This window comes from Lacrimispora sp. (assembly GCF_032078915.1).
In the GTDB taxonomy this organism is placed as follows: Bacteria; Bacillota; Clostridia; order Lachnospirales; family Lachnospiraceae; genus Lacrimispora.
Genome location: NZ_DAMAUN010000117.1, coordinates 1 through 15,386, shown reverse-complemented (window position 1 = coordinate 15,386; position 15,386 = coordinate 1). Strand labels below are relative to the sequence as shown.

At 38.3% G+C, this 15,386-nt stretch carries 14 protein-coding genes, 1 pseudogene and 1 riboswitch; of the genes and pseudogenes, 8 read left to right on the top strand and 7 right to left on the bottom strand.

The genetic code is table 11. The features are described from left to right. Positions 1 to 619, bottom strand: a pseudogene (locus RT269_RS27185) (endonuclease MutS2); the annotation flags it as partial. A gap of 450 nt (positions 620 to 1,069) precedes the next feature. Between RT269_RS27185 and RT269_RS27180 the strand changes: the two are divergent. The 3 genes from RT269_RS27180 to RT269_RS27170 are packed head-to-tail and all read left to right on the top strand — an operon-like array spanning position 1,070 to position 2,963. After that, positions 1,070 to 1,447 carry a GntR family transcriptional regulator gene (locus RT269_RS27180; RefSeq protein WP_313187391.1) on the top strand — a complete coding sequence of 126 codons (378 nt, stop codon included), beginning with the start codon at positions 1,070 to 1,072 and terminating at the stop codon, positions 1,445 to 1,447. 2 nt (positions 1,448 to 1,449) lie between these two features. After that, positions 1,450 to 2,313, top strand: coding sequence for an ABC transporter ATP-binding protein (locus RT269_RS27175; RefSeq protein WP_313187389.1), 864 nt, complete (start codon positions 1,450 to 1,452; stop codon positions 2,311 to 2,313). Beyond that, positions 2,310 to 2,963, top strand: coding sequence for an ABC-2 transporter permease (locus RT269_RS27170; protein ID WP_313187388.1), 654 nt, complete (start codon positions 2,310 to 2,312; stop codon positions 2,961 to 2,963). Before RT269_RS27175 ends, RT269_RS27170 begins: the two co-directional genes overlap by 4 nt. Here RT269_RS27170 and RT269_RS27165 read toward each other — a convergent pair. Both RT269_RS27165 and RT269_RS27160 read right to left on the bottom strand, forming a co-directional pair. Then, positions 2,926 to 3,450: an NUDIX hydrolase gene (locus tag RT269_RS27165; protein WP_313187387.1), complete on the bottom strand. Its 525-nt coding sequence runs from the start codon at positions 3,448 to 3,450 to the stop codon at positions 2,926 to 2,928. The genes RT269_RS27170 and RT269_RS27165 overlap by 38 nt on opposite strands. 58 nt (positions 3,451 to 3,508) lie before the next feature. Continuing rightward, complete coding sequence (locus RT269_RS27160) at positions 3,509 to 4,393, bottom strand: LysR family transcriptional regulator (RefSeq protein WP_313187385.1); 885 nt, start codon at positions 4,391 to 4,393, stop codon at positions 3,509 to 3,511. 125 nt (positions 4,394 to 4,518) lie between these two features. On the opposite strand from RT269_RS27160, the gene RT269_RS27155 reads away from it, so the two are divergent. Continuing rightward, positions 4,519 to 5,241 (top strand): AzlC family ABC transporter permease, encoded by a 723-nt coding sequence (locus tag RT269_RS27155; protein ID WP_313187384.1) that lies wholly within the window; start codon positions 4,519 to 4,521, stop codon positions 5,239 to 5,241. Next, entirely contained in the window at positions 5,234 to 5,539 is a 306-nt protein-coding gene (locus tag RT269_RS27150) for an AzlD domain-containing protein (protein ID WP_313187383.1), read from the top strand. The genes RT269_RS27155 and RT269_RS27150 overlap by 8 nt, the downstream gene beginning before the upstream one ends. A gap of 169 nt (positions 5,540 to 5,708) precedes the next feature. Here RT269_RS27150 and RT269_RS27145 read toward each other — a convergent pair whose 3' ends face one another. From RT269_RS27145 to RT269_RS27135, 3 genes are all read right to left on the bottom strand, one after another. Then, positions 5,709 to 7,106 (bottom strand): L,D-transpeptidase family protein, encoded by a 1,398-nt coding sequence (locus RT269_RS27145; protein WP_313187381.1) that lies wholly within the window; start codon positions 7,104 to 7,106, stop codon positions 5,709 to 5,711. 367 nt (positions 7,107 to 7,473) lie between these two features. Next, on the bottom strand, positions 7,474 to 7,818 hold the full coding sequence (locus RT269_RS27140) for a hypothetical protein (protein WP_313187380.1): 345 nt from the start codon (positions 7,816 to 7,818) through the stop codon (positions 7,474 to 7,476). 35 nt (positions 7,819 to 7,853) lie between these two features. Next, positions 7,854 to 9,092, bottom strand: coding sequence for a cation:proton antiporter (locus RT269_RS27135; protein WP_313187378.1), 1,239 nt, complete (start codon positions 9,090 to 9,092; stop codon positions 7,854 to 7,856). A 147-nt stretch (positions 9,093 to 9,239) separates the two neighbouring features. Continuing rightward, a riboswitch (cyclic di-AMP (ydaO/yuaA leader) is annotated at positions 9,240 to 9,370 on the bottom strand. A 263-nt stretch (positions 9,371 to 9,633) separates the two neighbouring features. Between RT269_RS27135 and RT269_RS27130 the strand changes: the two genes are divergently transcribed. Together RT269_RS27130 and RT269_RS27125 are read left to right on the top strand one after the other, a co-directional pair. Beyond that, positions 9,634 to 10,134 carry a CarD family transcriptional regulator gene (locus RT269_RS27130; RefSeq protein ID WP_313187377.1) on the top strand — a complete coding sequence of 167 codons (501 nt, stop codon included), beginning with the start codon at positions 9,634 to 9,636 and terminating at the stop codon, positions 10,132 to 10,134. Between the two features lie 1,006 nt (positions 10,135 to 11,140). Next, positions 11,141 to 12,193, top strand: a complete 1,053-nt coding sequence (locus tag RT269_RS27125) for a hypothetical protein (protein WP_313187376.1) — start codon at positions 11,141 to 11,143, stop codon at positions 12,191 to 12,193. Between the two features lie 220 nt (positions 12,194 to 12,413). Here RT269_RS27125 and RT269_RS27120 read toward each other — a convergent pair whose 3' ends face one another. Beyond that, the gene (locus RT269_RS27120; protein WP_331664243.1) at positions 12,414 to 12,611 is read right to left on the bottom strand and encodes an IS66 family transposase; all 198 of its coding nucleotides are present in this window, start codon (positions 12,609 to 12,611) and stop codon (positions 12,414 to 12,416) included. Between the two features lie 571 nt (positions 12,612 to 13,182). Here RT269_RS27120 and RT269_RS27115 point away from each other — a divergent pair. Further along, positions 13,183 to 14,625: an esterase/lipase family protein gene (locus tag RT269_RS27115; RefSeq protein WP_313187375.1), complete on the top strand. Its 1,443-nt coding sequence runs from the start codon at positions 13,183 to 13,185 to the stop codon at positions 14,623 to 14,625. Positions 14,626 to 15,386 lie beyond the last annotated feature (761 nt).

Here is a 15,386-nt window from a genome sequence, read left to right as displayed (position 1 = left end):
TGACACTGCCAGGAACCCCTGATCTGTAATCTTTTTTTACTGGGAGGCAAAGTCTTCCATTTCTTAAGGTCACATAAGAATCGGAAAAATATTTTTTATTTCCCCTTAAAATGGCCTCTGCTTTTGCACGAAGCTTTTCTTCCGATCTGGTCACATCCTGGCGGATGTTTTTTAGATGTTTACTTGCGCTGTCCTCAACTTTGCCGTTTCTGACGCTTTCATAAATCTCCCTTGCCAGATCCTCCAATGGGTTTAAGTCCTGCTCATAATAAGGCAGGCCTAGCTCCAGGTATTTGCACCGGTTTAAAAAGTCCTTAAACCGCTTTACTGCGGTGAGCATTCTCCCTGTCTGTTCCAGTTCTTCCGCGGACAGGCAGCCGCCCTGTCTTGCCGTATTCATGATCTCCTGCAGACCATTCATGCTGACTGCGGGCGGAAGCCCCATCCGGTCTATGATGGTCCTGGCCTCCGTCGTATCGCGTAGGCTTTTCTTCACCTCGCCTTCCTTCAGACATGGGGTCAAATTATTTATCTTCTCCTTCGCTGCTTCCGTGTGTGCAAATTCTTCAAGTTTTTCTAATATAAGATTAAATTCTAAAATCTGAAATGTGTGATCCATATGATTTTCCTCGTTCCTTCTGTCTTTCCATCTGGTTTCCTGAGGTTCATGGAGCATAGGACAGGCATCTGCCAAATGAATATGCCTGCATATTCATTCGGATCATTACCCGCGCAAAAAAAAGCCTGTAAGACCACAAATCGACGTCTTACAGGCTTTCAGCCTTATTCTGTCTGCTTTGTATCCCATGGGTAAAACAGGTACACGAAATAAAAGAAAGGCTTATGTCTTTCCTGATCCGATTCCTGTTTTTCATATTAAACTGCCTTATGCTCCATGATTAAATACAATTAACAAACACACACATCCTATCTTTTATACTTCCACCACTATACCACAGGAGAAAAATCCGGTCAATCTTTTTTTCTTTTCCCTATTGACATGGCGAAATGCATTGCTTATAATGTACTTGTTCAATAAGTACACTACACAACACTAAGGAGACCTACTGTGGAGATTATAATCAGCAGTAATACAAATAAGCCCATTTATGAACAGATCACTTCGCAAATAAAAGCGCTGATTATGAGCGGAGAGCTGCAGACCGGAGATCCCATTCCCTCCATGCGGGCATTGGCTAAATCCATTCATGTCAGCGTCATTACCGTACAAAAAGCCTATGAAGATTTACAACGGGACGGCTTCATTGAAACAACCGTTGGGCGCGGCAGTTTTGTATCGGCACAAAACAAAGATTTCTTTCAGGAAGAGCAACAGCGAAAAGCTGAGGAACATCTGCAGGAGGCTTCCGATATTGCCCGTTCCAGCGGCATATCACTTGGCAAACTGATAGAACTTATAACCATGTTTTACCAGGAGGAGGATTAAAAATGGAACCAATTTTGCAAGTTGAAAATCTGACGAAACAATATCCTGATTTTAAATTGGATCATGTATCATTTTCCATTCCCAAAGGTGCTATTATGGGATTGATCGGTGAGAACGGCGCTGGTAAAAGTACCACAATCAATGGGATCCTGGATCTTATCCAAAAGGACGAAGGAATCGTTAAGTTTTGGGGCCAGGAGCTTTCTTCGGATCCCAGAAACATCAAAGAAAACATAGGAGTCGTGTTTGACGGCATCAATTTCTATGAAACCCTTACACCGGCCAAAATAGGCAGACTTTCGGCTGCTGCCTATAAACAGTGGGATGAAACCGCCTACGATAACTATTTGAAAAAATTACAGCTTCCTCCCCGCAAAGAGATCAAAGCATTTTCAAGAGGTATGAAAATGAAGCTCAGCATTGCAATTGCGCTTTCCCATAAACCGAAGCTTCTGATTCTGGATGAAGCAACCGGCGGGCTTGACCCGGTCATGCGTGACGATATGCTGGATTTGTTTCTGGACTTCGTGCAGGATGAGAACCATTCGATCCTGATGTCGTCCCATATTTCTACGGATCTGGAAAAGGTGGCGGATTATATCACCTTTATTCATAAAGGGAAGGCCCTGTTCTGTAAAGAAAAGGATGAATTACGCTACCGATATGGTATTATCCGGTGTAAAACAGATCAGTTCGATGCTATCGATCAATCTGAGATCCTTGCTTACCGGAAACGTGACTATCAATGGGATGTGCTGGTGGCAGACAAGGAAAAGGCCCGCCGTAAGTACAAAACGGCAGTGGTGGATGATGCCACTATTGACGATATCCTTCTTCTCTATGTAAAGGGAGACCAGGTAAAATGAAAAGTGTGATTTTAAAAGATTTATATAACATTGGACACAATTTCAAATCCATGATTTTTATACTGCTGGTTTTAGCTTTCGCTCTTATCCCTTCTTCCGGAGTAGAGGGTTATATTATCATGAGCGGCATTCTATGCAGCATGATGATCATCACCACATTCAGCTTTGATGATCAATCCAAATGGCTGAAATACGCAATGGTCATGCCGGTTACTAAAAAAGACATCGTGATCAGCAAATTTATTGTTCTTCTGATCTTCTCAGCCATTGGCGCTGTTACCGGACTGGTAATTGGCGCAATCGGCGGCGCCATAGCGCATAAGGGTATTTTCAGCAGCATAAATAACCTGCTTTCTCTGCTGTTTACCGGTGTTGTGAGCCTGGTGATTTCAGAAATTGCAGGGAGCATGTCAATTCCTCTTCTGTTTAAATTCGGTGCAGAAAAGGCCCGCATATTAATGCTTGTTTCCTGTTTGATTCCTGCTGCCATCTGCTTTGGCATCTATAAGCTATTCACCTTGCTGGGTGTTTCATTTACAGATCAAATAATATTTATCCTTCTGTGCTGCTCACCGTTTCTTGCACTGGCCTGGAACTTTTTGATGTATAAGATCAGCTATGCGCTCTTTGCGAGGAAGGAACTTTTGTAATAGCCGCCGGTAATGCCAATGGTTTGCCATTTAACAAAGCGTCTGACAGATGATCCCCGGTATACACAAGCTTTAAGGAAAAGAAAGGTATATCCGTGAGTAACAGCTCAAAGAAAATACGGTCTCCTTCCCAAAGAGACAGCCCGCCTATTTCTTCCCTGGGGATCCATTTAAGCTCTCCTTCTGCACACTCGGTCAAGGTCCCTTCATATCCGTCAGCGGTGTATAAAAACATGTATTCATCCGGATACTTGTCTGATACAAAGGTGATAATGGCTCTAAGCCGGTAGGAAGTCAGGGATAATCCGGTCTCTTCCTTTACCTCTCGTAAAAGACATTCCTCCGGACTCTCCCCTTCCTCCAAATGGCCTCCTACTCCCAGCCACTTGTCCTGGTTCATATCGTCCTTCTTTTTAATCCGGTGCAGCATTAAATAGCTTTCTTCCTTCTGGATATAACAAAGTGTTGTTAAATTTTTATGCCCCATTCTTTTTCCCTCCATAATTAAGCTTTTTCCTAAAGCTGCCCTTCTTTTCCAGTCCCCTTTAGGCGCCGGGTCCCAGTTCTCCATATTCTTCTGTGAGATACTCCAGGAATTGCCTGCTGGCAACAGGGAGTATCTTCTTATCCTTAAAAACAACGCCAATGGTTCTGGCTAATGGCGGTTCCGTCTCTCTTACCAAATTATTATAATCCCCACGGCTTAATATGAGTTCTGATAAGATCCCGACTCCCAGTCCTTTTTCGATCATCGCCATGATCGTATAATCATCATGGACGATATACTGGATATTGGGCTTGATCCCACGCTCACGAAAGCTTTCCATGGGTTCACTCAAGCTTCCTTCTTCCAGGAGAATAAATGGTTCTGATGCCAGTTCCTCCAATAAGATCTTCTTATGTTCTGCCAGGGGATGGGAAAGGGGAAGGACGGCCAGCATGGGGTCCATCTTTAACGGGATGGTCTTAAGCTCCGGATCTCCCACTGCCTGGGGATTGATGAGGCCAAAATCCACGCTTCCCTCCTTAACCAACTGCTCAACGGCCGTATAATCCCCCTGGTAGAGTTCAAAGCTGACCAATGGGTATTTCTCCTTAAACGTCTTAATTAATCCCGGCAGCCAATGACAGGATACGCTGGCAAAGGTGCCGATCCGGATGGTGGCATTCTGGATCCCTTCCATTTCTTTTCGTTTCTCCGTCAGTTCCCTGTAAGCATGGTATATATTTTTTATGTAAGGTAAAAGTTCTGCTCCGTCGGGGGTCAATACCACGCCTTTTTTCGAACGGATAAACAGTACCGTACCCAGTTCCTCCTCTAAGGACTGCACCATCTGGCTGACGGCAGACTGAGTATATCCAAGCTCTTCGGAGGCCCTGGTAAATCCTCCTGTTTCCACAATCTTCATAACTGCCCGGTACCGTTTCACATTCTCCAGCTCCTTATCATCAGTTTTTCTAATGTTTTCATTATAAACATTTGTTTTACTGATGTAAAGGATCATGATATATTTTTATAGCATAATAAGGACGGTCACATACTAGGAGGAATATTATGAATACCAGAAGAGAACAGCTGAAATCCGGAGTAAAAGATGGAATCCCCATCTGCCTTGGTTACTTTGCCGTTTCCTTTACTTTCGGAATTATGGCTATAAATTATGGGCTGTCGCCTTGGCAGTCCATTGCAATCTCCCTTACCAGCCTGACATCAGCAGGTCAATTTGCCGGCCTGGGCATCATCACGGCAGGTGCTCCCTTTGCTGAAATGGCCATTGCCCAGCTGGTCATCAATCTGCGCTATAGTCTCATGTCCTGCTCCCTGTCCCAAAAGCTTGATAAAACAACCCCATTTTATCACCGTCTGCTGATCGGCTACGGGATAACGGATGAAATCTTCGGAGTTTCCGTATGCAGGCCGGGTCCGTTAAACCCCTGGTATTGCTACGGCCTGTTTCTGCTGGCCATTCCTGGCTGGACCCTGGGAACCGCAGCAGGAGCATTCTTAGGCCAGCTTCTCCCTGAAAGGGCTTTAAGTGCTTTGGGAGTAGCCCTATATGGAATGTTTCTGGCAATTATCATCCCCCCTGCAAAGAAAGACCGGATTCTGGCGGGGGTAACCGTCGTTTCCATGGTCTTTAGTCTTTTATTTTTCCTTATTCCGACACTTCACAGGGTTTCTTCCGGACTTAGACTGATCATTCTGACAGTTTTAATCGCGGGGGCTGCTGCTGTTTTGTTCCCGGTACCGGACACTATGGAGGTTTCCCATGAATAACCGAATCTATCTTTACATATTGGTTATGGCCGCAGTTACCTATTTTATCCGGGTCCTTCCCCTGACCCTGATCCGTCAGGAAATAAAGATGACCTTCATTCGGTCTTTCCTTTACTATGTCCCCTATGTGACATTGTCGGTAATGACCTTTCCTGCCATTCTTACGGCCACCAAAAGCATATGGTCCGGTATCGCCGCTCTTTTGGCAGCCGCCATTCTTGCTTATAAGGAAAAAAGCCTGTTCCAGGTTTCCTTAGCCGCCTGCATGGTTGTTTTTGTAATGGAATTCTTCCTGTGAGTAGTTTTCCATACAATCTTCTTTTAGCAATGCGTTATCATTGCGATATCATTGCCTTATTATTCATTTCACAAAATATTATGTACTTTGTATATAGCTTGAAAAACGCCCGTAACAGGGCGTCCTTACTTAACTAAATCTTACATTCAGGTTCAAATTAAACTTCATTTTACGATTCCTCATAGGAGATAATAGGGATTCCTTCTTCTATATGTTCAAAAATCGTTTTTGCTAAATATAATGGAGCATTTACACATCCATGCGTACCATTTCTTTTGTATATCTCACCTCCAAAGGAACGCCTCCAGCTCGCATCATGAACTCCTATATTCCCGTAAAAAGGCATCCAGTACTTCACATCCGCCGCATAACCCGGTCCTGTTAAGACTGTATCTCTTTGCTTATAGTTAAGCATATAGGCTCCAACCACAGTTGAATATCCTCTGTTAGGATTCCCTGTCACTACTGGGCCATGGATAATTAATTTCCCATCTTTATAAAACCAAATATGCTGCCTGGTTATGTTGATTTCCACATAGGTATTGCCTATCTCATTCTCATCTCGGGACAAAGCTTTTTGTGTATAAACAGGTTCCTTGGTAAGTATCAGTCCATGGCTTATATTTTTAAGCAATTCCTTGGTTTCTTCATCCTGATTAATTTTCCAGCCATAAAGTCCACCTTTTACTTCTACTACTTTTCCAACCGATGACTGGAAATTTCTTGTAATTCCGACAGTATCATATTTTTTGCTCAATCCATTCACAAACTTCGCAACAGAGGTCTTGCTTATTTCCACATCCAAATTATCATCTACATTTAACCAATTATGTATCGTGTTCCCATCTAGTATTTCCTTTTTGGTACCAAATGTAAAGGTAATACTGGTTGATACGTACTTATTTAAAATATCTCTGGTTTTATGAGTTTTAGCTGAGGTTAAGGTATATTTGGGATTTTCATAACAAAGTTTTTCATTTAAATCTAATTTAGTCTCTCCCATTAGAATTCCCGACTGGATCGCTTTCATTAAATTATCTTTCCTTATTTTATTACCATACACTTCTTCCACCAGTTCATATGAACCGTTAGAATATTTAAAACCTACATTTTGTGGTTCTATCAGATTGTTATTTAAACAATTTAATTCGCTTATTTTATTTTCCAGGGCTTTTTTATTGTAAGTAAATAAATCATTTGAATATAGTTTTTGATGTTTAAATAATGAAACGATCCATTTTAGAGAGTTCTGCTTATGGAGAAGATTTGTAATATTATCTTTTCCACTGTATTCTAATCCAACCTCCCGCCCGGTTATGTTTTCGACTTCCCCGTTTCTTTCTATTAGTTGCAGCTTATAGTCTTTTACGTGGTTCCTCATTATCCGATCCACATCATCATTCGCTTTTAACGAAACATCTACTCCATTAATTACAGTGGAAATATAGAAATGATTTGTAAAATACAAAGATACAAGTAAATATATCAGTATAATTGAAGCAATAGCAATGATTGTATTTCCTCTGATTCCTCTTTTGGATAGTACCTTTATCTTCTCATTCCACATATTATACCTCTCATCAAAAATACACATGCACTATACTTCAGCATAATATTCACTTTATAATATGTATGCATTTTCAATTTTATAGCTTAAATATTCGTATATGAATATCATATACCTCTTGACGGTCATTCGCAGCGTAAAAGGGTGCTGCAGAACAATGCATTCGCTCTGCAACACCCCTGTAAATTATATTATTTTATTATGGCTTGTACATTTCGGAAAGTACTGTAACATTCAACTAATATGGTCCTGCGAGCCCCACAACTCCAACAGGCCCTACAAGACCTGCTCCTGCAACACCTGTGATCTCTTTAAATCCTACAGCGGTTAGATTGTGGGAGTATAAAGACTTTATTATCCGATTAGATTATCGATTCATCTGATAAATTTTACCGATGGGAACTGTAAACATAAATCCTCCCCCATTATCCGATATGCCGTCAACTGCTTCATGAACTACTGCTACCGCTTTATCTACTATACTCTCGTTTTCAAGAACGGTAAAAATTGTTTTACTATAAGGATGGGAATCACTTAGAAGCATATGTAAGGCGCTGAATAACGGGGTGCTCCTATTCTCATTATTCACAATAGCACTTCCCATTCCCTGGCTGTCGAATATGGTTGCACCTCTAATCCCTTCCCTTACAAATCCGGATAAAATATCATCTAAACTGTCAACTGCGTTTAAAACAATAAACAAAACATACATAATTCCACCACCGATTTTAATATTTTATACTTATTTTAATCATATGACTGAGAAGCATGAACAACATTATTTTTCATCTGAATATGTTTTTTATCTTTCTGCTCCAATTGATCCATTTCACCGGCTTTTTGTATCGCCAGCTTAGCAAATATAGGACCTGTTACTTCATATATTAATACACTAAACATGATAATGGTACCAATAGCCACGGCATATTCCGGTAATTGCTGACGTACCAGCACAAGAAGACCGATCGAAATACCACCTTGAGGGAGTAATCCTAATCCAAGGTATTTCGTAATATTAGGATCAGCTTTCACAGCTTTCGAACCGATCCATGCACCCAGCATTTTTCCACCGGCTCTTGCAATTACATATGCGACCCCCACAATTCCTACGGTAACTAAAATACTTAAATCCAGGCTGGCACCTGCTAATGTAAAAAATAAGATATAGACTGGTGATGCAAAATCATTGACCGAGTCAAAAACTCTCTTTGACTTTTTTAATGTATTTACCACGGTGGTTCCCATCATGATACACGTTAATAAAGGTGATAATCCTAAACTAATAGATATTCCTGTTGCGATTCCAATTGCCATTAGCGATGCTGCCTGAAGCTCGTCACGACCACTTGATCTCTTCGCAAAAATAGTAAGAATAAATCCCAGAACCAAACCAAGTAAAATAGAGCCTCCTATCTCAATAACCAGTCCATGAAACATTTGTACTATGGAAAAATCCTGTTGACCTGATGATAGTGTTGCTAAAGACATGGCAATTCCAAAAGCTATTATTCCAAACACATCATCTAATGCAACTACAGGTAATATTGTTTTTGTTAATGGACCATGTGCGTTATACTGCCTTATTACTAATAAAGTAGCGGCCGGTGCCGTTGCTGCTGACATTGATGCTATTACAATACAAAAGGCAAAAGGCTGATTTAGTAAATAATACATAACAGCAAAAACTATAACAATGGCTCCAACAACCTCTGCCAAAGTAATTATTACGATGGATTTCCCTAGATTCAGCATATCTTTAATGACAAATTCATTTCCTATACTGAAGGCAATCACTGCTAAGGCCAATTCATTAATTACAGAAAATGATTCCATATCACTTGAACTAATAAACTGTAAAAAAGATGGCCCTAAAAATAATCCTGCTACCAGATAACCGGATACATTGGGAAGCTTAAAGACTCTGGCTGCTTTCCCGCCTATAATTCCAACAAATATTACAATACTGATTTTCAATAGAAAATTCAATGTTGTTCCTCCACATCATAATATTAAACCTTATGACATACGTTTAACGCTTTTTGCATATATCAATACCCTATTACTGCGAGGCCTCCTTGTTGGTATATTTTTGCACATCAAAAAAGCGGATAAACTAACTCATATTGAGCTTCGTCATTCGCTTGGTATACTCCTATGGGATTAGCTGACGGATTAGGGCTCCCAAGTAGCCCCTCTTAAAACTAAGATTCACCCCCTGAGATTGGTTCCCCCACTATCATAAAGATATTCGGAGCAGTTTCATTAACCTTAGCATGGATAAGTGAAATAGTCAAATTTGACTAAACTCTCATTTTCGTCCATAATTCTCCATTCTCCCGGTACTCCGCAAAATACTAAATAGATTAACCTATAATATAGACGTGAACTTTGGGGAAAGTTACCGTATACATTTCATCTATAATTGTGCTATAATGTAAATAATAAACATGTGGTTTGCTTTACAGGGACATAAGTCCAGTTTTAGTGAATCACATTTTTTTATTTTATTAGAAAGAGGTGAGATATTATGAACATAGGTGATGTCATCATATACGGAAATCATGGTATTTGTAAGGTTACCGGATTACAGGATATGTACATGGATGAAAACATCCGCCCATATTATGTACTTAAACCTGTTTACCATACTGCCTCGACAGTATACGTCTCAACTATAAACAACAGAAGAAAAACTGAAATCCGCCACATACTCTCTGCCGATGAAATTTTCTCTCTAGTTAAAAAAATGTCGGATAAGAATTACACTTGGATTAAGGATAATCGTAAACGCAAAGAATTATACGGCCAGATTCTTGCAGATGGTAACCGCTCTGAACTTATAGAAATGATAAAAACTTTGCGTTGCCACAAACAAGAGCTTAAAAAAACAAATAAAGACAAGAAACTACAGAATGCTGACGAAAGCTTTCTCAATGATGCAGAAAAAACGCTTTGTGAGGAGTTTGCATATGTATTGAGAATTAAGCGTGAAGAGGTTATTCCGTTTATCTATGAGCAGAGTTTATAATCCATTTTACATTTAACAAATGAATTTCATTATCATTCCTTATTAGCATTTCATGACCACTTCAACTCCCATAAAAATCAACCACTATTTTCTGTATTATTTTTCCCCACAGATAAGACTTATTTTAACGCAAAACGAACCTGAGTTTTGTGAAATTAAAAAATAGAAATATCACCAGTAAGGTGGATTTCCTAAGGCATCTGGTGGTTAGCGGAAACCTAACTAATCACTGGATTACCTTCTGGACATTGAATGGTTTAGAACGGAAATAGAGATGATTTATAGTATGTTACTACCAATGCAATTTTATAATGCTTTATTTTCTTACTTATTCATTTATGATCGACTATAGATGCATAATTCAGCTGCAATCGTTTATTACTTAATATATTCTTTTTTATTCTATTTCCATAATCATACTGGTAAATAAAAAAGCAATTTGTCTGATGGCATTTGTGTTTATACATGGTCCAACAATAGAAACACCTTTAATTGATTTGCCAAAGGTGCTGTTTTCAGTTGTGCCTTCTCCAAAGTTTAGTGCACATATGCCGCCTGTTATAATGGTAAATGTGTCAGTGACGTTAATAGTAGGTCCAGTTGGCCCTATCGGGCCATAACAACAATGCCACTTAAAATAAAAATTATAAAGAATTTTAATTCTCTATACACATAAAATATATCTAATTGTATAAGTCTGTTAATTTTAGGCCGACTCGTACATCATGCGAGATCTACTGATAAAAAATCAAAGAAACTCGTTATCCCAAGTCGATATCATGGATTGGTACATTAATAATAAGCAGGGTAAAAAAGTTGGTAAAAAATAGATTTCATAAAGAAATAAAGGAAAACAAATTCGTCTTCTCTTCCTATAAATTGCTATTCTATTTTCATCAAAGTTGTATCATATAAATTTAAGAAAAATGTAAAAAAGACGAAACAAAAACCTTGTTATAATATAAGAAAACTCAGGAAATAAACATTAATTACCGGAGGTGTGCATTTGAGTAAATATATTATAATACTGGGGACAGCTATTACAATCATTGGCTTAACCGCATGTGTCCAAAAGCAGAAGTTTCCTAATTCAGAAACGGTAAACATCGTGTCCGAAACCGCAACTGCTTCACAGACAGCTATAACTGAGTCAGAGGCAACAACAGAGATAACAATAACAGAAAAATCAAACAAAGAATTCTCACCTGAAAAAGCATTGCCTATGCTGTATATAAATGGTCAGCTCTATCGATTACTAAGTAAACAGGGTGAACCCATGGGGGATTCTGGCTGTGTAGATGGATATATTTTGTCCTCCGTAGACCCGGAAGAGGAACCAACAGAACACGAACAGTCCAATTTTGGTAGTGAAGGAAACCCATATTGTCTGGAAGAAAAATATGGAGAACTGGTTGCAATGGTAGACGATGAATGGCTGAGGTTTACGGCTGTAAACTTAATTGCGCAACCGGTAAATTCTGACCTCTTGACCTCTGACTTAGCACTCCTAGGAGCAGATGGGATTGAACTGAATTATGCTGACAGTGAAAGTCTTGTTTTTCATAGTTATGCAGGCTTGTTTCGATGTGAAAAAAGCAATGATAACTGGGTAATGAAACAAAGCCTTAACCTGAAACCGCTGGAAGCTAACGCAACTCAGGGGGACCATTATTCTTACATCAGTGCAGACAGGGATACTGCCTTAATCTCACCGAATTGCTATGCACCAGATAATGAGATGCCTGTTACTCTTCGTTATCTCTTCACTGAAGGCAAACTGGAACTGGTGGGTAGATTTCAGGATTATACAGATTCTAATCTGGTCTGGAGTTATTCAGAAAAAGCCATGTCCATCCGACAAAAGCTTTGTGATAAACCGGATCTGAGTGGATTGTGGATTTCCAATCTATATCCCATCGCAGAAATGAACTCGAATGTATATGGTTTTATTGTGGTCGGTTCTGATGGCCTGGAGTCTATCCAGTATGGTCTCTACTGGAGTGATTTGGATCAGTTAGAATTGGAGCCTGTCAAAGTGCAAAGGGCGTTTCATGAATAATAAAATTTATACAGCTATGCATCAGAGAAATGACAAATATTATAAATGATTTACTACTGAATGTAAAATCAAACTCTATATATTAAAACCTGTATTCGTAAAAGCATTTTGTGGAATCGTGCATCTATGAATACAGGTTCTTAAGTTTAAAGGAAAATGGTAAACCACTTGTCCTGTGGTAAAAAGCACCGCCCATTAGGGCAGCTGTCAAATCACTTTTTCAGTTTTTTGCAGCTTTCCGGCAATATTCATAAGATTTCAATCTGTTTTCCTTTGCTGTCTCTGCGATGCTGTAGAGCATGATACTTGCCTCGGCTCCTTGTTCGAAATCGATGATCTTCCGGTTTTTCTTGCCTACACAGAAAGTTCTTATGCTGCGTTCCGCATCGTTATTATCCAGTGGGAATAAGCGATTCATTCGTGCGCTATACGGTTTCAAATTGCCCGTTCAACAAATCAAGTGTGGTACGCAGATGCATGAACATTCTAAAATGATTCTCAGAACATTACAATAAAGGAGAATCGTCGTGGTTCACTATATTAGCAAGCAAGCTATAGAGATAAAGTCACAGTTTCAAGGGATTACGTTAACATCTGTAAATGAATGCTGTTACCAATTGGATTTTGGGGAAAAATATATGGGCTTCCAATGCCAACAAAAATTGATACTCTAGTAGAGATGAAAGAATATATACATAGACAAAGGCCGTTGCCAGGTAGATTACTCATTTACCAGGCAACGGCTTTGTGTCTATTCATTACGAATACATTACGGTTATTGCTTAATTCTTAATTTTTATTTAATTTTTAGCAAAAACCAGAATCTATATTGATTTGGTAAAAAATGTCTGATATATTAAGCGCGTAACCAAAAGTTTCAGTTTTATAAGGAGGGAATGCATGTGAAAAGCTACATCTATTAGTATCTAGTATTACAATGGTTTTAATGTTTTCAATTACTTAAAAATCGAATCAGAGGGGAATGCGAAATGAAAAAAAATTTTAAAAAAACAGCAACTATTATTTTATTAGGATTTTCTATGACACTAACAAATTATTCAACGATTGTAAGAGCAGATGAACCAAAAGCACAAGAGACACAGAAGATGGAAGCACCTACTGATAAAAAAGAAGTAACGGGTGCAGATGAGACAATAAAAATACCTACATTAGATGATATAGACAGTTTAATAGATTCGGCAGAAGAAGTTAAAAGTGAAGAAGAAATAAATAAAATGCCCTCATTAAAGTTTCCGGTAAAATTTCCAGAAGTTGACTTTAGGAGCATTGTAGGAGGAAATGACTATCCAATTGTTTTAGTACATGGCTTTATGGGCTTTGGAAGGGATGAATTATTAGGATATAAATATTGGGGTGGTGTAGTTGATCTTCAAGAAAAGTTAAATGCCTCAGGACATGAGACTTATACAGCAACAGTAGGTCCAGTATCCAGTAATTGGGATAGAGCTTGTGAACTATACGCTTATATCGCAGGTGGAACAGTAGATTATGGAGAAGCCCATGCTAAAAAGTTTAAACATAATAGATATGGAAGGACATTTCCAGGTTTATATACAAATATAAGCGATGAAAATAAAATACATTTAATAGGTCATAGTATGGGTGGGCAAACCATACGTACACTTACACAGTTGTTAAGTGAAGGAAAAGAAGAAGAAATAAATTGTGGACAAGAAAATATTTCACCACTATTTGAAGGGGGAAATCATTGGATTCATAGTGTTAGCACTATATCTACACCTAATGATGGTACAACTTTATCAGATCTAATGCCAGCAAAAGATTTAATAAGTTATACATTTGGTGCATTAGGAACAATAACTGGTAAAAACAATTTATTTAGCCCAATATATGATTTAAAATTAGATCAATGGGGATTAAAAAAGCAAAATGGGGAATCTCAACGAGATTATATTGAAAGGGTTTTAGAAAGCAATATTTGGAATAGTACAAAGGATATAGCAACTTATGATTTAACCACAGAAGGTGCACAAGAACTCAATATATGGGTTAAAGCTCAACCAGATGTATATTATTTTTCTTGGACAACGCAAGCCACTACAGAATCTATACTTACAGGTCATTCTATAGCACAAATTGGCCCTATGAATCCTATATTTTATCCAACCGCAAACTTAATTGGAAAATATTCACGTAATCAAAAAGGCCTTCCTATCATTGATAAGAAATGGTTTCCAAATGATGGGATTGTAAATTGTATTAGTCAGGATGGACCTAAGTTAGGTTCTAACGATGTTATTGAACGATACAATGGTGGAGTAAAAATAGGACAATGGAATGCAATGCCTAGAATCATAAATACAGATCATATGGACATAGTAGGCACATTTGGTAATGTTAAAGACTGGTATATGGACTATGCAAGCTTTTTAAGTTATTTGTCAAGATAAATAGATGAAATAATAAAATTAGTTTATCATATTCATGATAAGCTCAGTAAACCTCCAGACTTATGAACTGTGCCCCCAATGTTAGACCTGAAAATCTAACAATTGGGGGCACATCATTATGTAAGACAGTTTGGCGGTCTATTTTATGTCTTTTATTTTGCCGGCCGAATTCCACAAATTCCCTGATTTCTCCATATAGACTTTATTATGCATTTAATATCAGTTTTTGAATTTCATGGGACATTCTATAAAAGATCTTACTGATATAGTTATACTCACATGGACATTGAATGGTTTAGGACGGAAAAAGAGAAGATTTTATAGTGTTGTATCTTTCATAATTATTCACTTATATTAGGGCATAGTTGCATAAATCAGCAGTAATCACTTATAAAAAGCTAATACCATTCATTCACAGTTTTTTCACAAAACAGAGAAATGGCTTAAATACAGTGCGTTTCTCTGTTTTGTTGTATAGTGCGTTACTATTTACTTTAATTCAATTTATTTTAATTTCATTTATTTCATCTCATTTTCTTTATCATAATGTATATAAAATAGCAATTTACCTGATCATTAATAATAAAAAACCAACTAACACTAAGTAGACGGTTTTATTGTTAATTATTCTTAATAATTTTATTTCATGGCATTCAGTTGAATTTAAACTAGTAGAAGGAGCAAAGTTAATTAGTACTTTGCTCCTTTCAGACTGTAGACAAAATCCAGGGCATTCACCCTGGATTTGTCTTGTAACAGAG